The 18,962-nt window shown below is 40.9% G+C and carries 19 protein-coding genes and 1 other RNA gene; 14 read left to right on the top strand and 6 right to left on the bottom strand.

Features of this window, described 5'->3' with window-relative positions; translation table 11 throughout:
* Nucleotides 1–6 precede the first annotated feature (6 nt).
* The 4 genes from cpdA (at nt 7) to parC (ending at nt 5,723) form a co-directional block, all read left to right on the top strand.
* Nucleotides 7–831: a 3',5'-cyclic-AMP phosphodiesterase gene (gene cpdA / locus AC2INI_RS11750; RefSeq protein ID WP_486304896.1), complete on the top strand. Its 825-nt coding sequence runs from the start codon at nt 7–9 to the stop codon at nt 829–831.
* Nucleotides 832–1,416, top strand: a complete 585-nt coding sequence (yqiA, locus tag AC2INI_RS11745) for an esterase YqiA (RefSeq protein ID WP_486304895.1) — start codon at nt 832–834, stop codon at nt 1,414–1,416.
* A gap of 143 nt (nt 1,417–1,559) precedes the next feature.
* Entirely contained in the window at nt 1,560–3,440 is a 1,881-nt protein-coding gene (parE, locus tag AC2INI_RS11740; RefSeq protein ID WP_486304894.1) for a DNA topoisomerase IV subunit B, read from the top strand.
* 3 nt (nt 3,441–3,443) lie between these two features.
* Entirely contained in the window at nt 3,444–5,723 is a 2,280-nt protein-coding gene (parC, locus tag AC2INI_RS11735) for a DNA topoisomerase IV subunit A (protein WP_122033691.1), read from the top strand.
* A 110-nt stretch (nt 5,724–5,833) separates the two neighbouring features.
* On the opposite strand, the gene degS is transcribed toward parC, so the two are convergent.
* Entirely contained in the window at nt 5,834–6,901 is a 1,068-nt protein-coding gene (degS, locus tag AC2INI_RS11730; protein WP_122033690.1) for an outer membrane-stress sensor serine endopeptidase DegS, read from the bottom strand.
* Between the two features lie 125 nt (nt 6,902–7,026).
* Nucleotides 7,027–7,482, bottom strand: a complete 456-nt coding sequence (gene zapG, locus AC2INI_RS11725; RefSeq protein ID WP_122033689.1) for a Z-ring associated protein ZapG — start codon at nt 7,480–7,482, stop codon at nt 7,027–7,029.
* A gap of 125 nt (nt 7,483–7,607) precedes the next feature.
* On the opposite strand from zapG, the gene zapE reads away from it, so the two are divergent.
* From zapE to sspB, 8 genes are all read left to right on the top strand, one after another.
* Entirely contained in the window at nt 7,608–8,714 is a 1,107-nt protein-coding gene (zapE, locus tag AC2INI_RS11720) for a cell division protein ZapE (protein WP_162922498.1), read from the top strand.
* Nucleotides 8,715–8,992: 278 nt separating this feature from the next.
* Nucleotides 8,993–9,421, top strand: a complete 429-nt coding sequence (gene rplM, locus AC2INI_RS11715; protein ID WP_122033687.1) for a 50S ribosomal protein L13 — start codon at nt 8,993–8,995, stop codon at nt 9,419–9,421.
* A gap of 15 nt (nt 9,422–9,436) precedes the next feature.
* On the top strand, nt 9,437–9,829 hold the full coding sequence (gene rpsI / locus AC2INI_RS11710) for a 30S ribosomal protein S9 (protein WP_122033686.1): 393 nt from the start codon (nt 9,437–9,439) through the stop codon (nt 9,827–9,829).
* 396 nt (nt 9,830–10,225) lie between these two features.
* Complete coding sequence (petA, locus tag AC2INI_RS11705) at nt 10,226–10,819, top strand: ubiquinol-cytochrome c reductase iron-sulfur subunit (protein ID WP_122033850.1); 594 nt, start codon at nt 10,226–10,228, stop codon at nt 10,817–10,819.
* Entirely contained in the window at nt 10,819–12,087 is a 1,269-nt protein-coding gene (locus AC2INI_RS11700; RefSeq protein ID WP_122033685.1) for a cytochrome b, read from the top strand. Before petA ends, AC2INI_RS11700 begins: the two co-directional genes overlap by 1 nt.
* On the top strand, nt 12,084–12,821 hold the full coding sequence (locus tag AC2INI_RS11695) for a cytochrome c1 (protein ID WP_122033684.1): 738 nt from the start codon (nt 12,084–12,086) through the stop codon (nt 12,819–12,821). Before AC2INI_RS11700 ends, AC2INI_RS11695 begins: the two co-directional genes overlap by 4 nt.
* A gap of 144 nt (nt 12,822–12,965) precedes the next feature.
* On the top strand, nt 12,966–13,601 hold the full coding sequence (gene sspA, locus AC2INI_RS11690; protein ID WP_122033683.1) for a stringent starvation protein SspA: 636 nt from the start codon (nt 12,966–12,968) through the stop codon (nt 13,599–13,601).
* Entirely contained in the window at nt 13,601–14,059 is a 459-nt protein-coding gene (gene sspB / locus AC2INI_RS11685; protein ID WP_122033682.1) for a ClpXP protease specificity-enhancing factor, read from the top strand. The genes sspA and sspB overlap by 1 nt, the downstream gene beginning before the upstream one ends.
* 84 nt (nt 14,060–14,143) lie before the next feature.
* Here the strand turns inward: sspB and AC2INI_RS11680 are convergent, their stop codons facing one another.
* Genes AC2INI_RS11680 through AC2INI_RS11665 form a run of 4 tightly spaced genes read right to left on the bottom strand, consistent with a single transcriptional unit; the run spans nt 14,144 to nt 17,493 of the window.
* The gene (locus AC2INI_RS11680; protein WP_486304893.1) at nt 14,144–14,731 is read right to left on the bottom strand and encodes a BON domain-containing protein; all 588 of its coding nucleotides are present in this window, start codon (nt 14,729–14,731) and stop codon (nt 14,144–14,146) included.
* A gap of 4 nt (nt 14,732–14,735) precedes the next feature.
* Entirely contained in the window at nt 14,736–15,326 is a 591-nt protein-coding gene (locus AC2INI_RS11675) for a phosphoheptose isomerase (RefSeq protein WP_122033680.1), read from the bottom strand.
* 3 nt (nt 15,327–15,329) lie between these two features.
* The gene (locus AC2INI_RS11670) at nt 15,330–15,701 is read right to left on the bottom strand and encodes a YraN family protein (RefSeq protein ID WP_122033679.1); all 372 of its coding nucleotides are present in this window, start codon (nt 15,699–15,701) and stop codon (nt 15,330–15,332) included.
* Nucleotides 15,682–17,493 (bottom strand): penicillin-binding protein activator, encoded by a 1,812-nt coding sequence (locus AC2INI_RS11665; protein WP_486304892.1) that lies wholly within the window; start codon nt 17,491–17,493, stop codon nt 15,682–15,684. Before AC2INI_RS11665 ends, AC2INI_RS11670 begins: the two co-directional genes overlap by 20 nt.
* A gap of 136 nt (nt 17,494–17,629) precedes the next feature.
* On the opposite strand from AC2INI_RS11665, the gene rsmI reads away from it, so the two are divergent.
* Together rsmI and rnpB are read left to right on the top strand one after the other, a co-directional pair.
* Nucleotides 17,630–18,493, top strand: coding sequence for a 16S rRNA (cytidine(1402)-2'-O)-methyltransferase (gene rsmI / locus AC2INI_RS11660; protein WP_486304891.1), 864 nt, complete (start codon nt 17,630–17,632; stop codon nt 18,491–18,493).
* 56 nt (nt 18,494–18,549) lie between these two features.
* Nucleotides 18,550–18,956, top strand: an RNA gene (gene rnpB, locus AC2INI_RS11655) — RNase P RNA component class A.
* Nucleotides 18,957–18,962: the final 6 nt, after the last annotated feature.

Genomic DNA, 18,962 nt, shown 5'->3' with positions numbered 1-18,962 from the left:
GCTATTTTGCTCTCGGAAACATTATTAAATAACGAAAACGGCCCAGTTCGGTTGTTACAGATAACAGATACGCATTTGTTTGCGCCTGAAAATGGGGCGCTTCTTGGTGTACCTACATTAAAAAGTTTTCAAACTGTTGTTGAACAGGTACAGCAACGCACGCCAAATTTTGATGCGATTATCGCAACGGGCGACATATCTCAAGATCATACTGTGCCGTCATATCAGCATTTCGTTGATGGAATTAAACCATTGATTAAACCATGTTATTGGTTGCCTGGTAATCATGACTATAAACCTAGTATGGGTGGGGTACTGCCATCCTCTCAAATCCAAGCTTGTGAACATTTATTTATTGGTCAGCATTGGCAATTAATCATCTTGGACAGTCAAGTGGTAGGCGTGCCTCATGGTGCCTTGTCACAACAGCAATTAGACTTACTTGATAGCGCATTATCTCAAAATCCAGATCGTCACTCATTAATACTACTGCATCATCATCCACTACCTGCTGGTAGCGCGTGGCTTGATCAGCATCAGCTAAAAGACAATGATGACTTTTGGACTGTTGTTGGTCAGCATAACAATGTAAGTGGTATTGTTTGTGGTCATATTCATCAAGAACTTGATCGTATTGTTAATGGTGTCAGATTACTTGCTACCCCTTCAACTTGTGTTCAATTTCTTCCTGATTCAGACGATTTTGCTCTAGACTCACAAGCTCCAGGTTGGAGAACATTGGACTTATTGCCTGATGGGAAAATTGAGACGCAAGTATACCGTTTAGAGAATTGTGATTTTTCTGCTGACAGTGATGCTGGAGGTTATTAAGTGAAAAAACCAAGCCTACTCTTATATATTCATGGATTTAACAGCTCTCCGTTATCTCATAAAGCGCAAGTCATGACTCGTTATTGTGAAGCGCAACGTCCAGACATTAAAGTGATAACACCTCGATTGCCTTCTTATCCAAAAGAAGCCGCTCAATATTTAATTCAACTTGTTGAAACATATCAAACTGAATATCAAATAGGCTTAGTTGGCAGTTCGCTTGGAGGGTATTTATCAACGTGGTTAAATCATCGTTATGGATTTAAAGCGGTGTTAGTTAACCCTGCAGTAAAACCTTATGAATTACTTGCGGACTATTTAGGAACTCAAGTAAACCCGTATACAAAAGAAGAATATTTCCTTGAAGAAAAGCACATGAAAGAGCTCTCTTCATTACGTGTCGATACGATCGATACCCCTAGTTCTTTGTGGTTATTACAGCAAGAAGGCGATGAAGTGCTTGATTATCGACAAGCAGTAGACAAATATTCAGCCTGTAAACAAACAATAGAAAAAGAGGGTGACCACAGTTTTGTTGATTTTGAGCGTTACCCCGAACAAATTATTCAATTTCTAAATTTATAGTTACGCTTTCTCTACGCTAGAGACACAGTATCTATACAATCTTTAATACAAAGCCACATATTTAGAGTGGAATAGGGTCGTTTACTTGACTTTCCTCCTTCCCTTTCAGACTATGTGACAAATTTTAAGAAGCCTTCCGAGATATGACTGAACAATATAATGCAGGAGCCATAGAGGTTCTAAATGGCCTTGAGCCCGTTCGTCGCCGTCCTGGTATGTATACCGACACTACTCGCCCAAACCATTTAGGGCAAGAAGTTATAGATAACAGTGTCGATGAAGCCTTAGCCGGACATGCGAAAAAAGTTGAAGTAATTTTACACGCCGATCAATCTTTAGAAGTGATTGATGATGGACGTGGTATGCCTGTTGATATCCATCCGGTAGAGAAAGTATCAGGTGTTGAACTGATCCTTTGTAAGTTACATGCTGGTGGTAAATTCTCAGGTAAAAACTACGAATTCTCAGGTGGTTTGCACGGGGTTGGTATCTCGGTAGTAAATGCCTTGTCAAAGCGTGTAGAAGTGACGGTTCGCCGTGATGGTGAGATCTACGAAATTGCGTTTGAACATGGCGATAAGGTTTCTGATTTAACGGTTGTAGGTACTTGTGGCCGTCGTAATCGTGGTACTAGCGTACATTTCTGGCCTGATACAAGCTATTTTGATTCACCGAAGTTCTCAGTGACTCGTCTTATTAATAATCTAAAAGCTAAAGCCGTATTATGCCCAGGTTTAGAGATTGTTTTTAAAGACAAAGTAAACGATAAAGAGCATAGATGGTGTTATGAAGATGGTCTTAAAGATTATTTATTAGAGGGCGTTAGTGGTTATACATTATTACCTGAAGACCCATTTACGGGCGCATTCTTAGGTAAAGGTGAAGCCGCTGATTGGGCCGTAACTTGGTTGCCTGAAGGTGGAGAGCTTGTTTCTGAAAGCTATGTAAACCTTATCCCTACGGCTCAAGGTGGTACGCACGTCAATGGTATGCGCCAAGGTCTTTTAGATGCAATGCGTGAATTCTGTGAGTTCCGAAACTTATTACCACGTGGTGTGAAATTAACTGCGGATGATATTTGGGATCGCTGTGCTTACGTTTTGTCGGTTAAAATGCAAGATCCTCAGTTTGCAGGCCAAACCAAAGAACGTTTATCTTCACGTCAATGTGCTGCATTTGTTTCTGGTGTTGTAAAAGATGCCTTTAGTTTATGGTTGAACGAAAAACCACAAATCGCAGAACTGATTGCTGAAGCGTGTATTGCCAATGCACACCGTCGTATGCGAGCGGCTAAGAAAGTCGTTCGTAAGAAGATTGCGTCAGGTCCTACATTGCCTGGTAAATTGACAGATTGTTCAATTCAAGATTTAGCTCGTACCGAACTTTTCTTAGTGGAAGGGGACTCGGCGGGTGGTTCTGCAAAACAAGCTCGTGATCGTGAATTCCAAGCGGTAATGCCACTGCGTGGTAAAATTCTAAATACATGGGAAGTTTCTGCAGACCAAGTATTAGCCTCTCAAGAAGTACATAATATTTCTGTTGCGTTAGGGATTGATCCTGATTCGGATGATTTATCAGGCTTACGTTACGGTAAAGTATGTATCCTTGCCGATGCCGATTCAGATGGTCTGCACATTGCGACCCTTCTATGTGCGTTATACCTGAAGCACTTCTCTTCTCTGGTTCGTGCTGGACACGTCTATGTGGCAATGCCACCGCTGTATCGTATTGACTGTGGTAAAGAGGTCTTTTATGCCCTTGATGAAGCAGAAAAAGAAGGCGTGTTAGATCGTTTAAGTAATAAACGTGCAAAAATTAACGTGCAACGATTTAAAGGATTGGGTGAGATGAACCCACTTCAACTTCGTGAAACAACGATGGATCCAAATACTCGTCGCTTGGTGCAATTAACCATTGATGATGATGAAAAGACCAATGAAATGATGGATATGCTTTTAGGCAAAAAACGTGCAGACGATCGTCGTGCTTGGCTACAATCTAACGGCGATCAGGCAGAGGTATAAGATATGAGTTCAGAAATGTCCTTGGAAGGTGTTGAACAGCTGCCGCTGCGCAAGTTTACAGAAGACGCTTATCTAAATTACTCCATGTACGTAATCATGGATCGCGCATTGCCTTATATCGGTGATGGCCTGAAACCTGTTCAACGTCGTATTATTTATGCGATGTCAGAGCTTGGTTTATCTGCGAATGCAAAATACAAAAAATCGGCACGTACGGTTGGTGATGTATTAGGTAAATACCACCCACACGGTGACTCTGCTTGTTATGAAGCAATGGTACTAATGGCTCAGCCTTTCTCTTACCGATACCCATTGGTAGATGGTCAGGGTAACTGGGGTGCGCCAGATGATCCGAAATCGTTCGCAGCAATGCGTTATACCGAATCAAAATTATCGAAGTTTGCTGATGTATTACTTGGTGAAATAAGCCAAGGTACGGTTGAATGGCAGCCAAACTTTGATGGTACGATGAAAGAGCCTAAGATCTTACCTGCTCGTCTTCCTCACATATTGCTGAATGGCATCATGGGTATCGCGGTTGGTATGGCGACGGATATTCCTCCTCATAATGTGCGTGAAGTCGCGAATGCGACAGTGCATTTATTGGATAATCCAAAAGCAGATTTGGATCAAGTTATGGATTTCATTCAGGGGCCTGATTACCCAACTGAAGCTGAAATCATTTCATCTCATACCGATATTAAGAAAATTTATCGTACTGGCCGTGGCAGCATTAAAATGCGTGCAGTGTGGCATAAAGAAGGCAGTGATATCGTTATTACTGCGTTACCACACCAAGTGTCAGGCAGTAAGTTATTAGAACAAATTGCAAGTCAAATGCGAGCGAAAAAGTTACCAATGGTAGACGATCTTCGTGATGAATCTGATCATGAAAATCCGACGCGTATCGTGATTGTTCCGCGCTCAAATCGTATTGAAGCTGAGCCGTTAATGAATCATCTATTTGCTTCTACGGATCTTGAAAAAAGCTTCCGTGTGAACCTAAATATGATTGGTTTGGACTTACGCCCACAAGTTAAAGGCTTAGTTAGCATTCTTAATGAGTGGATTGAATTCCGTCGCACGACCGTTCGTAAGCGTTTACAGCATCGTCTTGATAAAATCTTAGCTCGTTTGCATATTTTAGATGGTCTATTGGCTGCGTATTTGAATATCGATGAAGTTATCGAAATCATTCGTACCGAAGATGATCCAAAACACGAGCTAATGACGCGCTTTGACTTAACTGAAATTCAAGCGGAAGCCATCTTAGAGATTAAACTTCGCCAGTTAGCAAAACTGGAAGAGATTAAGATCCGTGGTGAGCAAGATGAATTAGCGAAAGAACGAGATCAAATTGAGAAGTTATTAGGTTCTGAGCGTCGTCTAAATACGTTAATTAAGAAAGAAATCTTAGCGGATGCAGAGAAGTTTGGTGATGATCGTCGCTCTCCATTGGTTGAGCGTGAAGAAGCTAAAGCATTAACAGAGCGTGATTTAATTCCAAGCGAAACGATTACTGTTGTTCTTTCTGATAAAGGTTGGATCCGTCATGCGAAAGGGCATGAAGTTGACCCAACCACGTTAAACTATAAGTCGGGTGATAAATACCTAGCTCATGCGCGTGGTAAGAGTAATGCTCCTGCCGTCTTCATGGGCAGTAACGGTCGCAGTTACGCACTGGAATCACATACTTTGCCTTCAGCAAGAAGCCAAGGTGAGCCAATTACAGGCCGATTGAATATAACAGCAGGTAGCCAAATTACCCATGTTGTTATGGGTGAAGAAGATCAAGCCTGGTTAATTAGTTCTGATGCGGGTTATGGCTTTGTTTGTAAGGGAAGTGATTTACTATCGAAGAATAAGAATGGTAAGACGTTATTGACGCTTCCTGAAAATTCGCTAGTGATGAATCCTGAGTCTGTTTCTGATTTAGAGAATGATGAAATTTTAGCGATTACAAATGAAGGTAGAATGCTACTGTTCCCAATTAAAGATTTACCACAATTAGGTAAAGGCAAAGGGAACAAGATCATCAACATTCCAGCAGCACGTTCTAAGTCTCGTGAAGAGTTCTTATCTCACTTATTGCCATTGCCACAAGGTGCAACTATTACCTTGTATGCGGGTAAGCGTAAGTTAGGTTTGAAACCAAGTGACTTAGATAACTTCAGAGGTGAACGAGGCCGTCGTGGTTCTTTATTACCTAGAGGTTTACAGCGAGTGACTCGTATTGATGTTAATGGTGAAAGTACTTCAGTTGAAGTAGAAGAAAAAGAGTAATATCAATTTCGATTGGAATTAGTCGGTATCTTCTTTAAGTTTGATACACATATAAAAATAGCGCATTCATCATGCGCTATTTTTTTATCTATTAATGATTGAATATAGAATTAACTTTCTGGAGCTTCTTCTATTGTAACTTTAATTGTTTGAGCTATTCCTTTACGAATAATATCAACATCGACCTCAGTTCCCGGGCGAAGCTCAGTGACAATGTCAGTGACATTCTGGCGGTTAATCACACTCTCACCATTTATACTCGTAATGATATCTTGTGAAACAATGCCACTCTTTTCTGCTGGGCTATTTGGTGCAACGCCTAATACTAAGATACCGTTGATGTTATCTGCATTCATAAGGCGAGCCATTGCAGGGTTAATGTCTCGGCCATCAACGCCGATGTAACCACGGATAACTTGCCCATCAGCGATTAAACGACGCATGATTTTATCGGCGAGATCGTAAGGGATTGCAAAAGAAATTCCGTAGGTTTCTAATTCTGTGGCTTGTTGGAAAGAGGCGGTATTGATACCCACTAATTCACCACGAGTATTAACTAAAGCACCTCCAGAATTACCACGGTTAATTGCTGCATCGGTTTGGATTAATCCTTGAGTACCATCAGCACTTAAAGCCGCACGGCCTGTTGCGGAAATAATACCAAAAGTGGTGGTTTGTCCTAAGTTGTAAGGATTGCCAATCGCTAATACCACATCACCAATATCTGCTTGATAATTTGGATTTAAAGGGATCACAGGAAGATTAGTGTCTTTTATCTGTAGTACAGCGAGATCGGTGCGTTTGTCTTTTCCGACCAATTGAGAATTAAATAACCGCCCATCTTGAAGAGCGACAATGACTTGGTCAGCATCGGCAACGACATGGTAATTTGTGATGATATACCCTTTGTCACTAACGATAACGCCAGAACCAAGGCCTTCTGTGTCTAATCGTAGTCGGTCTTTATCATTGTATTTACGGCTATAGATATTAACAACAGCAGGAGCGGCTCGACGAACAGCATAATTAAATGAGATCTGATTATTGATCTGCTGAGAACCTTGAACAGTTTGATTTTGTTCTGTAGTAATAGAAGAGCGCAGATTAGGGAATGCAAATAACAGCACAGCAGCGGTTGCTGTTCCGATAATAGCTGAGCGCAATAAGAATGAAAGCATTGCCTTCCTAACCTTTAAATGAATAAAACAATAATTAGTTAGGATAACATTGAACGTAAATAAAAAGTAGAGATTGAAAATCAGCACTCATAGGATTAAAGCTTCGATGAGTGCTGATTGTAAGCTTATGCGATTTTTTCTTCTTTATTCGCACTTATATCACTTAGTGGTTCATCCTTTAACAAACCTGAAGCGCCATTAGCGTAATCTTTTGGCTGGCTATCAATTTCTTCTTTAATGTGAGCCACTTTTTTATTCAGCTCTGGTGAAAGAGTCATTTCATCTAAACGAGCAGAGAAAGGGTTATCTTGCTCAGGTAGATTTGGCATGAGTTCTTTTGAAGTTGATGCCATATGGTCGTACATTTTATTAAAGTCTTTTGCTAATGCTTCTAGCATGGTAGCACTGGTTGCAAAATGATCGACCAACTCTTGTCGGTATTGCTCTAGCTCGTATTTTGATTTTTCTAAGTCTTGTTTCAGTGTCTTTTGGTGTTTTATACCTGGCACTGTAACGCGAGAAATTAGAAAACCAATTATAATCCCAACAGCTAAGCCAATTAAGGCATAGGTCCAAGCCATGAAGTGCTCCTTATCATTTTTATTTAGAGTGAGTCGGCATAAGTGTGAGTCAGCCCACTCATCGGGTATATTGAGATCATGCTACTATGAAGAGAGTCAATCAACAAAAGAAAAGATTAAAACTGATGACACCATTAGAAAAATATCAGCTCGACCTACAACAGAATGGATTTCATCAAGACAGTGCTCAATTAAATGCGGTTGAGCACCTTGATGCATTATATCGACGCTTATCTACTCAAAAAGTTCCTCAGCCAGAAGTGAAAAAATCATGGCGCACTTTTTTTAAGAAAACGACGCCTGAAAAGCTAATCCCTGAAAAAGGCCTGTATTTTTGGGGCGGGGTAGGGCGAGGCAAAACGTATTTAGTTGATACTTTTTATGATGCACTGCCAACAGAGCGAAAGATGCGAGTGCATTTTCATCGTTTTATGCAGCGCGTTCATGATGAGTTGGGGGAATTGCAACAGCAGGCTGATCCCCTATTAATTGTGGCGGACAAATTTAAACAAGAAACGGACATTATCTGTTTTGATGAGTTTTTTGTCTCTGACATTACCGATGCGATGATTTTAGCTACTTTATTAGAGGCTTTATTTGAAAGAGGGATCGCGTTGGTGGCAACATCAAATATTTTACCTCAAGATTTGTATCGCAATGGATTACAGCGTGCGCGTTTCCTCCCTGCTATTGCCCTTATAGAAGAACATTGTGACATTGTTAATGTGGATAGTGGTATTGATTATCGCTTAAGGACATTAGAGCAGGCAGAGATCTTTCATTTTCCATTAGATGATAAAGCAGAGCAGAATATGAAAACATATTTTGAAAAGCTCACATCTGAAAGTGAATACAAACCAACAGTTATTGAAATTAACCATCGTCAATTACAGGTAAAAGCAGAGGGTGATGGGGTTGTTCATTTTGAATTCTCAGCATTATGCGAGAGTGCACGAAGTCAACATGACTATATAGAGTTGTCTCGTTTGTACCATACGGTCTTACTTTCTAATGTTAAGGTGATGGGCGAGTTGAATGATGATGCGGCTCGTCGTTTTATTGCGATGGTTGATGAGTTTTATGAGCGAAACGTCAAATTAATCATATCTGCAGAGGTGGATTTAGCCTGTATTTATGAAAAAGGGCGTTTAACGTTTGAATTTAAACGTTGTCAGTCTCGGTTGATTGAAATGCAAAGCCATGAATACCTAGCAAAAGAACATTTATCCTAATCATTTTCCCCTTGTTTTTATAATTTAAGGGGTTTATTTGATGTGATGAGGTTCAAAATTCATTTTTTTTATCTTTTTTCCCTAATATGTGAAATATCTTCAAAAAAAAGGTGATTTTTTCTTCACGCTTCACTATAATCCTCCGACCCACCGTTACTGTACTGGCTTAATAGCCAAGAGTGCCAACCACTCGAAGGGGTGATGACTGGGCTCGAAAATATACAGTGGGAGCGAAAGCTCCTAATCAGTGAATTTATTTTAAAACGGGTATCATTAGCATGAAAACTTTCGTTGCTAAACCAGCCGCTGTAAAGCGTGACTGGTATGTTGTAGACGCTGAAGGTAAAACTCTTGGTCGTATCGCAACTGAAATCGCATCTCGCCTACGTGGCAAGCATAAAGCAGAATACACTCCTCACGTAGATACTGGTGATTACATCATCGTTATCAACGCAGAGAAAGTACGCGTAACTGGTAACAAAGCAGCTGGCAAGATCTACTACCGCCACTCAGAGTTCCCAGGCGGACTAAAATCTATTTCTTTCGAGAAACTGATTGTTCGTAAACCTGAAATGGTTATTGAATTAGCTGTTAAAGGTATGCTTCCACGTGGTCCTCTTGGTCGTGCTATGTACCGTAAACTTAAAGTTTACGCTGGCGCTGAGCATAACCACACTGCTCAACAACCACAAGTACTAGACATTTAACCGAGGATCATGGCAATGGCAGAGAATCAATACTACGGCACTGGTCGCCGTAAAAGTTCAGCAGCTCGTGTTTTTATCAAACCGGGTACTGGCAACATCGTAATCAACAAGCGCAGCCTTGACGTTTACTTTGGTCGTCCAACAGCACGTATGGTTGTTAACCAACCTCTAGAGCTAGTTGAAATGACTGATAAACTAGACCTATTCATCACTGTTTCTGGTGGTGGTATTTCTGGTCAAGCTGGTGCGATCCGTCACGGTATCACACGTGCTCTTATGCAATTCGATGAAACATTACGTCCTGCACTACGTGCTGCTGGCTATGTTACGCGTGACGCTCGTTGCGTTGAACGTAAGAAAGTTGGTCTACGTAAAGCTCGTAAGAAACCACAATTCTCTAAGCGTTAATATTACGCTTGCCAAGTGGCTTTGGTTTCAAAGTCATTTTGGTTATTGTGGAAAAAGCTCAGCATTTTATGCTGGGCTTTTTTTGTTTTTGTGAGTTCACATACTCTTCATCACTTGAATTTCCTTATCTTTTCTTGTCTTTTCTTCCCTCTCGCTTTAAAAAGTATACCTACTTCACAAATGTTGCAAAAAAGTAGCTTTACCTTGTCAAAAAGTAAGGTTTTCTTTATCATTTATGGGTTAAAACGACAGCGTTAAAAATATGAACAAATTCTTTAGCTTTATTTAGAGTTTGAGGTATCAAAACTCTGTTGTATCACACCTTAAAGTTAGCCGTAGCTCGAAAATGTATGGACATAATAAAAACTATATAAAGAGCACATGGGAGAAAGTTGGATGAGCAATGCGCCAGTGAGTAATGGTCGACGTCGTTTCTTAACCGCAACAACTGCAGTTGTTGGTGGATTAGGGGCAGCAGCGGTGGCCGTACCTTTTATTAAATCTTGGAACCCGAGTGCAAGAGCGAAAGCTGCAGGTGCTCCGGTTGAAGTCGATATCAGTAAGCTTGAAGATGGGCAGATGGTTCGTGTTGAGTGGCGAGGTAAACCTGTATGGGTTGTACGTCGTTCAGAGGCACTTCTGCAATCGTTAACTGAAATTGATGGTCAACTACGAGATCCTTCTTCAGGGGAAGAGCAACAACCGAACTATGCTCAAAATGCATACCGTTCAATTAAGCCTGAGATATTTTTAGCCGTTGGGATTTGTACCCACCTTGGTTGTTCACCTACCTATTTACCTGACAGTTTTAGTGAGCAAGTTGAAGGGGTTAATTCTGGTTTCTTTTGTCCGTGTCATGGTTCTAAATTTGATATGGCTGGCCGAGTATTCCAAGGCGTACCTGCACCACTAAACCTTGTTGTTCCTAAGCATATGTACCTTAGTGATACTCGTATCCTTGTTGGGGTTGATGAAGGAGGGGAAGCCTAATGCAACCATTACTTGATTGGGTAGAAAAACGTCTACCTGCAATGAATGCTTATAAAAAGCATTTATCAGAATATCCAATGCCGAAAAACTTTAACTTTTGGTATTTCTTTGGCTCACTAGCAATGCTGGTTTTAGTTAATCAGTTGATTACTGGTATTTGGCTAACGATGAACTACGTACCTTCAGGTGAGGGTGCGTTTGCTTCTGTTGAATACATTATGCGTGATGTTGATTACGGCTGGCTATTGCGTTATATGCACTCCACTGGTGCGTCAGCGTTCTTTGTTGTCGTTTATCTTCATATGTATCGCGGTTTGATTTATGGTTCATACCAGAAGCCTCGTGAGCTTTTATGGCTATTTGGCATGTTGATCTTCCTAGTGTTAATGGCTGAAGCTTTCATGGGGTATTTATTACCATGGGGTCAAATGTCTTACTGGGGTGCTCAAGTAATCATTTCACTGTTTGGTGCAATTCCTGTTATTGGTGATGACTTAACACTGTGGATCCGTGGTGATTATGTAATTTCCGGTGCAACGCTGAACCGTTTCTTTGCTCTGCATGTTATTGCTTTACCTATTGTATTGCTGCTATTGGTTGTACTACATGTACTGGCTTTACATGAAGTTGGGTCAAATAACCCTGATGGTATCGAGCTTAAAATACCAAAAGCAAAAGATGACAAAGGCGATCATACAACCCAATTTAAATTTCACGAATACTACACTAAGAAATATAACATTATTGATTCTGTTCCTTTCCATCCGTATGGAACGGTAAAAGATATGATCGGTGTGGCTGGTTTCTTATTCTTCTTCTGTTATGTGTTGTTCTTTAATCCAGAAATGGGCGGTTACTTCCTTGAAGGGCCTAACTTTGAAGCAGCAAACCCACTGAAAACACCAGAGCATATTGCCCCTGTTTGGTATTTCACACCATTCTACGCAATTTTGCGTGCGGTACCTGATAAATTAATCGGTGTTGCTGCAATGGGTGCATCGATTGTTGTTCTGTTCCTTCTACCATGGTTAGATCGTTGTAAAGTACGCTCATATCGCTACCGTAGTAAGTTACATTTATTGAATATTGCACAATTCACTATTAGCTTTATTGCTCTTGGTATTTTAGGTGCATTACCAGCAACGGCGCTATATACGTTACTGGCGCAAATATTCAGCTTAACTTACTTTATGTTTTTTGTTCTTTTGTTTGTTTACAGCAAAAACGAAGTGACAAAACCATTACCAGAGAGGGTGACATTCAAATGAGAAAGTTGATTTTAGTACTTTTTGCTTTGTTGCCATCAATGGCAATGGCTGCTGGGGCTGGCGTTCCATTAGATAAAGCAAACAATGATATACGTGACCAAGCATCGCTTCAAAATGGTGCTAAGTTATTCATGAACTATTGTGCTGGTTGTCACTCAACTCAGTACCAACGTTATGGTCGAGTAGCAGAAGATTTAGGCATCCCTGTTGATCTAATGATGGATAACCTTGTTTTTGATCCGAACGCTAAAATTGGCGATTTGATGGAAAACGCAATTCCTGAAAAACAAGCGGCGAACTGGTTTGGTGCTCCGCCACCAGATCTAACTCTTGTTGCTCGTGTTCGTGGCACGGATTGGTTATATACGTATTTACGTACATTCTATGCTGATCCAACGCGCCCATTTGGTGTGAATAATATGGTTTTCCCAAGTGTTGGTATGCCTCACGTATTTCAAGAGCTACAAGGCGTAACTACTCCTATTTATGAAACGACCACAGTTGATGGCGTTGAGCATAAAGTGGTAGTGGGTGTTGAGTCTGATGGTACTGGTGAACTTAGCACGGGTGAATACGATGTGGCAGTTCGTGATTTAGTTAACTTTTTAGAGTATTCAGGTGACCCTGTACAGCTTGAACGTCACCGTTTAGGTTGGTGGGTGATGGGCTTTTTAGTGATATTTGCCTTTGTTTGCTACCTGCTTAAGAAAGAATATTGGCGCGATGTCCACTAATCGTGATATTCTAGATCGTTAATTGTACGCAATGGAGGCTTAGCCTCCATTGTTTTTGTGTCACTATTATTCTAGATTGAATGGTAGCTGACAAGCACCAACAATATGGTGCTTTTTGCTCCTAGATAAATACCGGAGGGCTCAATGGCTGTTGCTGCCAACAAACGCTCAGTAATGACGCTTTTTTCAGACGCTTCTGACATGTACAGTCATCAAGTACGCATTGTACTTGCTGAGAAGGGTGTAAGTGTTGAAGTTGAATTGGTTGAACCATCTAACTTGCCTGCAGAACTTGTAGAATTAAACCCTTACAAAACTGTACCAACGCTAGTTGACCGTGAGCTTGCTCTATACAATTCAAACATCATTATGGAATATTTAGATGAGCGTTTTCCTCATCCTCCATTGATGCCTGTTTACCCAGTCGCTCGTGGTAATAGTCGTCTAATGATGCACCGCGTTGAAACTAACTGGTACTCATTAGCAAAAATTGTTGAGTCTGGTTCTTTTGAAGAATCTGAAGCTGCTCGTGCAAAACTGCGTAATGACTTACTAATGTTAGGTCCAATTTTTGCTGAATACACTTACTTCATGAGTGATGAGTTTAGCCTAGTTGACTGTTATTTAGCTCCGCTGCTATGGCGTTTGCCATCAATGGGAATTGAATTATCAGGCCCAGGTGCTAAAGAACTTAAAATTTATATGACTCGTGTATTTGAACGTGATTCATTCCTAGCTTCGCTAACAGAAGCTGAACGTGAACTGCGTCTAACAAACTAATGGATATTAGTTCAATGATGCCGCGTCGCCCATATTTATTACGAGCATTTTATGAATGGATCGTTGATAACGAGCTAACACCCCATCTTGTTGTTGATGCAACTATGAATGGTGTTCGAGTACCTGAAGACTTTGTTCAAGATGGTCAAATCGTTTTAAACGTGGCACCACATTCTGTTGGTAATTTAGAAATGGGTAATGAAGCGGTAACATTTAATGCCCGTTTTGGTGGTCGCCCACATTCGCTTATTCTTCCTCTATATGCGATTCAAGCTATCTATGCGCGTGAAAACGGCGCTGGAACTATGTTTGAACCAGAAGAGGCTTATGAGTTGACTACGGACGAAGGGATTTTTGAAGAGACACTTTCTTCTGTATCTGAAGATGAAACATCATCAGATGATAAGCCTGAGCCACCACGACCAACAGGTCGACCAAGTTTACGAGTAGTTAAGTAGTTTATACTATTTACATCCAGCATAATAAAAAAGCCTGCATATCATTGCAGGCTTTTTTTTTGAATAGAAATCATAGAAATAAGGTTATTTTTCTACATCGCCACCTTGGCCGTATTCAAAGGCCTTAATCACTTCTTTAACGCCTTTAATATTGCGTGCGACTTCTGCGGCAATATTACCTTGCTCTTCTGTGACAAAACCAACAAGGAAGACTTCTTGTGCTTCAGTGAATACACTGATCTTTATCCCATTCAATTCTGATTTAGCGAGCAATGAAGACTTCACTTTTGTGGTGATCCAGCTATCGTTATTAATCTGAGTAAAGGTTAATAAAGGACGAATTCGAATTTGGTTATAAACGGTATTTACACCATTCATGTTTTTAATTTGTTGCTCAAATTTTTGATTGAGTTGTGCATCTTTTGCTTGCCCCATTAGTAATATTTTACCATTGTAAGTAACAGCACTTACGCGCATGTTATATTGATAAGGGGCTTTATTGACTAGGCCTGTCGCTTCTAAAGATAGATTCTTATCAGATAGCTGCTCTTTCATTGAACGGTTATCTGTCACAACAGAAGCGGTTGTTGCCGCGCCAGCAATGAATAAGCCAGCACAGCCTTGTAATAAAACGGCGGAAAGTAAAAGAGCACTTAGTTTTACTAATTTCATCGTATTACTCTGAATGTTGTGGGAACAGTACTTGATCAACAAGATCACAAATACAGTGTAAGGTTAAAAGATGAACCTCTTGAATTCGGGCAACACGGTGAGATGGAATTCTAATTTCAACATCAGACTCACCTAATAGACCAGCCATAACGCCACCATCCATACCTGTTAAAGCAATGATAGTCATGTCTCTACTTACTGCAGCTTCCATCGCCTTTAAGATATCTTGGCTATTACCACTGGTGGAGATAGCAAGTAAAATATCCCCAGGTTGACCTAGAGCTCTCACTTGTTTAGAGAAAATCTCATCATAATTATAGTCATTGGCAATCGCTGTCAAAGTTGAAGTGTCAGCCGTTAAAGCCATAGCTGGTAAGCTAGGACGTTCTGTCTCAAAACGATTTAATAGGCAGGATGCAAATTGTTGAGCGTTAGATGCAGAACCACCATTACCGCAGGATAAGATTTTATTTCCTTTTAATAAGGTAGAAACCATCGCTTGAGAGGCGTGCATAATGTGGTCAGGAAGCGCTTCAGCTGCTGCTATCTGGATTTGGATACTTTCAGTAAAGCTTTCTTTAATATGTTCTAGCATTGTTTACCCTTCAACAATTGCATTTTTGATCCAGTTGATTTCCTTACCTTGGGAGTGGATAGCAACTACATCAAATCTAAAAGATGTATGTTCAACAGAGAGCCCATTCTTCATGAGCCAAAAGAGAGCGGTTCGCTGTAATTTGCGCTGTTTCTGCCATGTTACCATTTCTTGCGCGGAACCGTAATTTGAAGTGGCGCGATATTTTACTTCGACAAATACAAAGCTATCTCGATCTCGCATGATGAGATCGAGTTCACCTGTCTTTGAATGGAAGTTACGATCAATGAATATGAGTTGATGTTGCTCTAAATAGCCTTGAGCCATCAACTCATAATATTCACCTTTTGCTCGCTTATTCTGCTTTTTCTCCATGAATAGACCAACTCATTTGTCGTTGAATAACGCATTCTTGGTTAATACTCAACTCGCCGGTCTTACCTTCCATATGATAATCATCTAAGGCTTTCATTTGTGGTAATTCGGCAATCAATTGGTAAGCATCCATCCCTAATGCGTGAAGTCGAGTTTCGCCATTACTGCTTTTTGGCCAAAGCTCATCATATTGTGCTTTAAACTTATTATCTTCATTGATTAATAGTGGAATATCACTGAATTCAATACCATGAATTTCTACCAATTTAGTTTGGCTACCACTATTACTGCGTGAACTTGCGTATAATTTTGGTACGGTAATTCCTGGGTTAATTGCGACATCAATGAAAGGTTTTAATAGTACTAATTCACTGCTTCTTGCAACCATGTAAACAGAATCAATATCACGACGGCTACGAGGTTGAGATTCTAGCTCTATTTTCGTCAGGGCATTCATTTGATAAATACGGGCTTGGCTGCTTTCAAGGCCAAACACACTGTTCACTTTCTGTTGTAATTGTGATTTTTTACCAAAGTAGCTGATCGATGGTTTCTTGGCTGTTAATTGATACCATTTGTCACTAAATGCTTGGCTAAGACGTTCGCCCATAGTGCCTTGCGGTGCTAAGAATAGTGGGTGCTTATGACCTAGTTTAAATAGGTGGATAGCCGCTTGTTCAGCTTCTTGTTCTGGTGAAAGAGTGAAATAACAGCTGTTCTTGTCAGTATCAATAACACTTGGGATATTCAGTGCTAACTGAGGAATTTCAGATTCATTTAATGATTGAAATTCTTCAATTTTACTGCGTAGAAGTGGCCCAACAACAAATTGAATATCTTCTTGGTTTAATGTGGCGATAATTTCAGTCATTGGTGTCGCTTCAGTATCAATGACTTTAAATTTGGTAAATTCGCCACGCTCTTTATCTTCCATCATGGCATTAATAAAGCCATCTCGAACACGTATTGCTTGCGGCCCAAATCGACCCGTAAGCGGCAGTAGCAGTGCGACATTATCAGGGCGTACAATTTCTAGCGCCAGAATATCGAGGATTGCTTGAGGTGTATAAGTCGCTGCAGGATGGCTTGGATTTGCTTGTAGCCACTCATTCAATGTCTCTTGAAGACGAGCAGGAGAGTGTTTTAACGTATCTAAATAAGTCGCCAGTTGTACCCAGCCATGTAAGTTTGTTTCACTCTCATCTAACTTAACGTCTTGCAGGTTGGTACTATTTAGCGATGAGACATTGGTCCACACTTGAGCCCAAAGCTGTTCTTTTTGATCGTTAGGCGTGAAGGTGTCTAATTCAATTAACTCACGAGCAGAGTTAAGATTGTCGCCACTGAATAAGTAAAGCTCATGACGTAGTTTATGGTATTGAATCCACTGACTGTCTTCTAGCTTCCACCATGTTTGAAAGTTGAGTACTTGAAGAGCTTCTTCATACTTACTCTGTGTTTTTAGCATGTTTGCGTGGCTTAGCTGCATTTCTGCGGTTTGAGCTGGAGAGAGTTGCATGCTTGCTAAGCGTGTTAATAGCTTATTTGCTAAATCTATATTCTGTTCTTGCACGGCAGCTTTTAATGCCATGATCAGAAAATCAGCCTGAAGCGTACCTTGTTGTTGGTCTGCTTTTAAAATATAAGCACTGCTGGTTTCTGATGGTGATTGTGTAATATCAAGATGATCAGGCGCTTTTGGTGAGCTCGAACATGCTGCCAATGTTAGTGCTAAGGCTACAGGAGCTATCAGGCGTGTTACACTGTTCTTTCTAAGGGTCATATTTGCCATGGGTAATATACTGGTCCTACTTAAAAGGGCTGTTTTTACTATGGATGCTAATCACCCGAACAGCTAAAATATTATTTTGATTATAGTGGTGTCTATCTATATTCCCTATATTAATCGCAGAAGAGATAGTAAACAAATGACAGATCACAATTTATCTGTGGTAGAGACTGCAACTTTGTACATTGTACCTACCCCAATCGGTAATTTAGGTGACATAACGCAACGCGCTTTAGAAGTGTTAAAATCCGTTGACTTAATTGCTGCTGAAGATACTCGACATACAGGCAAGTTATTGTCTCACTTTGGTATTTCTAGTCAAACATTTGCGTTACATGATCATAACGAACAGCATAAAGCAGACTTGTTGATCAGTAAATTACAACAAGGCAAATCTATTGCGCTTGTCTCAGATGCTGGAACGCCGTTAATTAGTGATCCAGGGTATCATTTAGTGAATCGTTGTCGTCAAGCGAACGTCAATGTTGTGCCATTACCTGGTGCTTGTGCGGTAATTACTGCGTTATCAGCAGCGGGCCTGCCTTCAGACCGTTTTAGCTTCGAAGGTTTTCTGCCGCCAAAAAGCAAAGGGCGTCGTGATAAATTTGAAGAAATTGCACAAGCAGAACGTACGTGTATTTTTTATGAATCACCGCACCGAATTATGGATTCATTAGACGACATGCTAACGGTTCTTGGTGCTGAGCGACAAGTTGTTCTTGCTCGTGAATTAACTAAAACCTATGAAACCATTTATGGTGCACCGCTTGGTGAGCTGATTGAATGGATAAAAGAGGACTCAAATCGTAAGCGTGGAGAGATGGTTTTATTGATCCATGGCTTTAGAAGTGAAGCGAAAGATGAATTGCCATTTGAAGCAACTCGTACAGTTTCTATCCTTGTAAAAGAGCTTCCGCTTAAAAAAGCAGCAGCAATGGCGGCTGAAATTCATGGCGTGAAGAAAAATGCCCTATATAAATGGGGTTTAGAGCATTTAGATTAAGAGAATTGAGAAAAAGGGGTGGTAACTTATTACTGACTCTTATATCATTCGCTTCAGGAGCTGACTCGGTAATCGCTGCTTCATTGATGTCCTTCGGGAGACTGATGGAGGGGAGGAAAGTCCGGGCTCCATAGAGCAGGGTGCCAGGTAACGCCTGGGGGGCGCAAGCCCACGACAAGTGCAGCAGAGAGAAAACCGCCGATGGCTTAATCTTCTTTATTCTTCGGGATAGGAAGTAAGCACAGGTAAGGGTGAAAGGGTGCGGTAAGAGCGCACCGGGCGTCTAGTAATAGTGCGTTGCAAGGTAAACTCCACCCGGAGCAAGATCAAATAGGCCCTCACATAGCATTGCTCGTGTTTGGGGGCGGGTAGATTGCTTGAGCCTGTGAGCGATTGCAGGCCTAGACGAATGGTTACCACCGCGCAAGCGGGACAGAACCCGGCTTATATGTCGGCTCCTAACTTAGCC

The organism is Aliivibrio friggae, assembly GCF_057368515.1.
The sequence above is the reverse complement of the archived record's forward strand: the minus strand, read 5'-3'. Positions and strand labels throughout refer to the sequence as shown.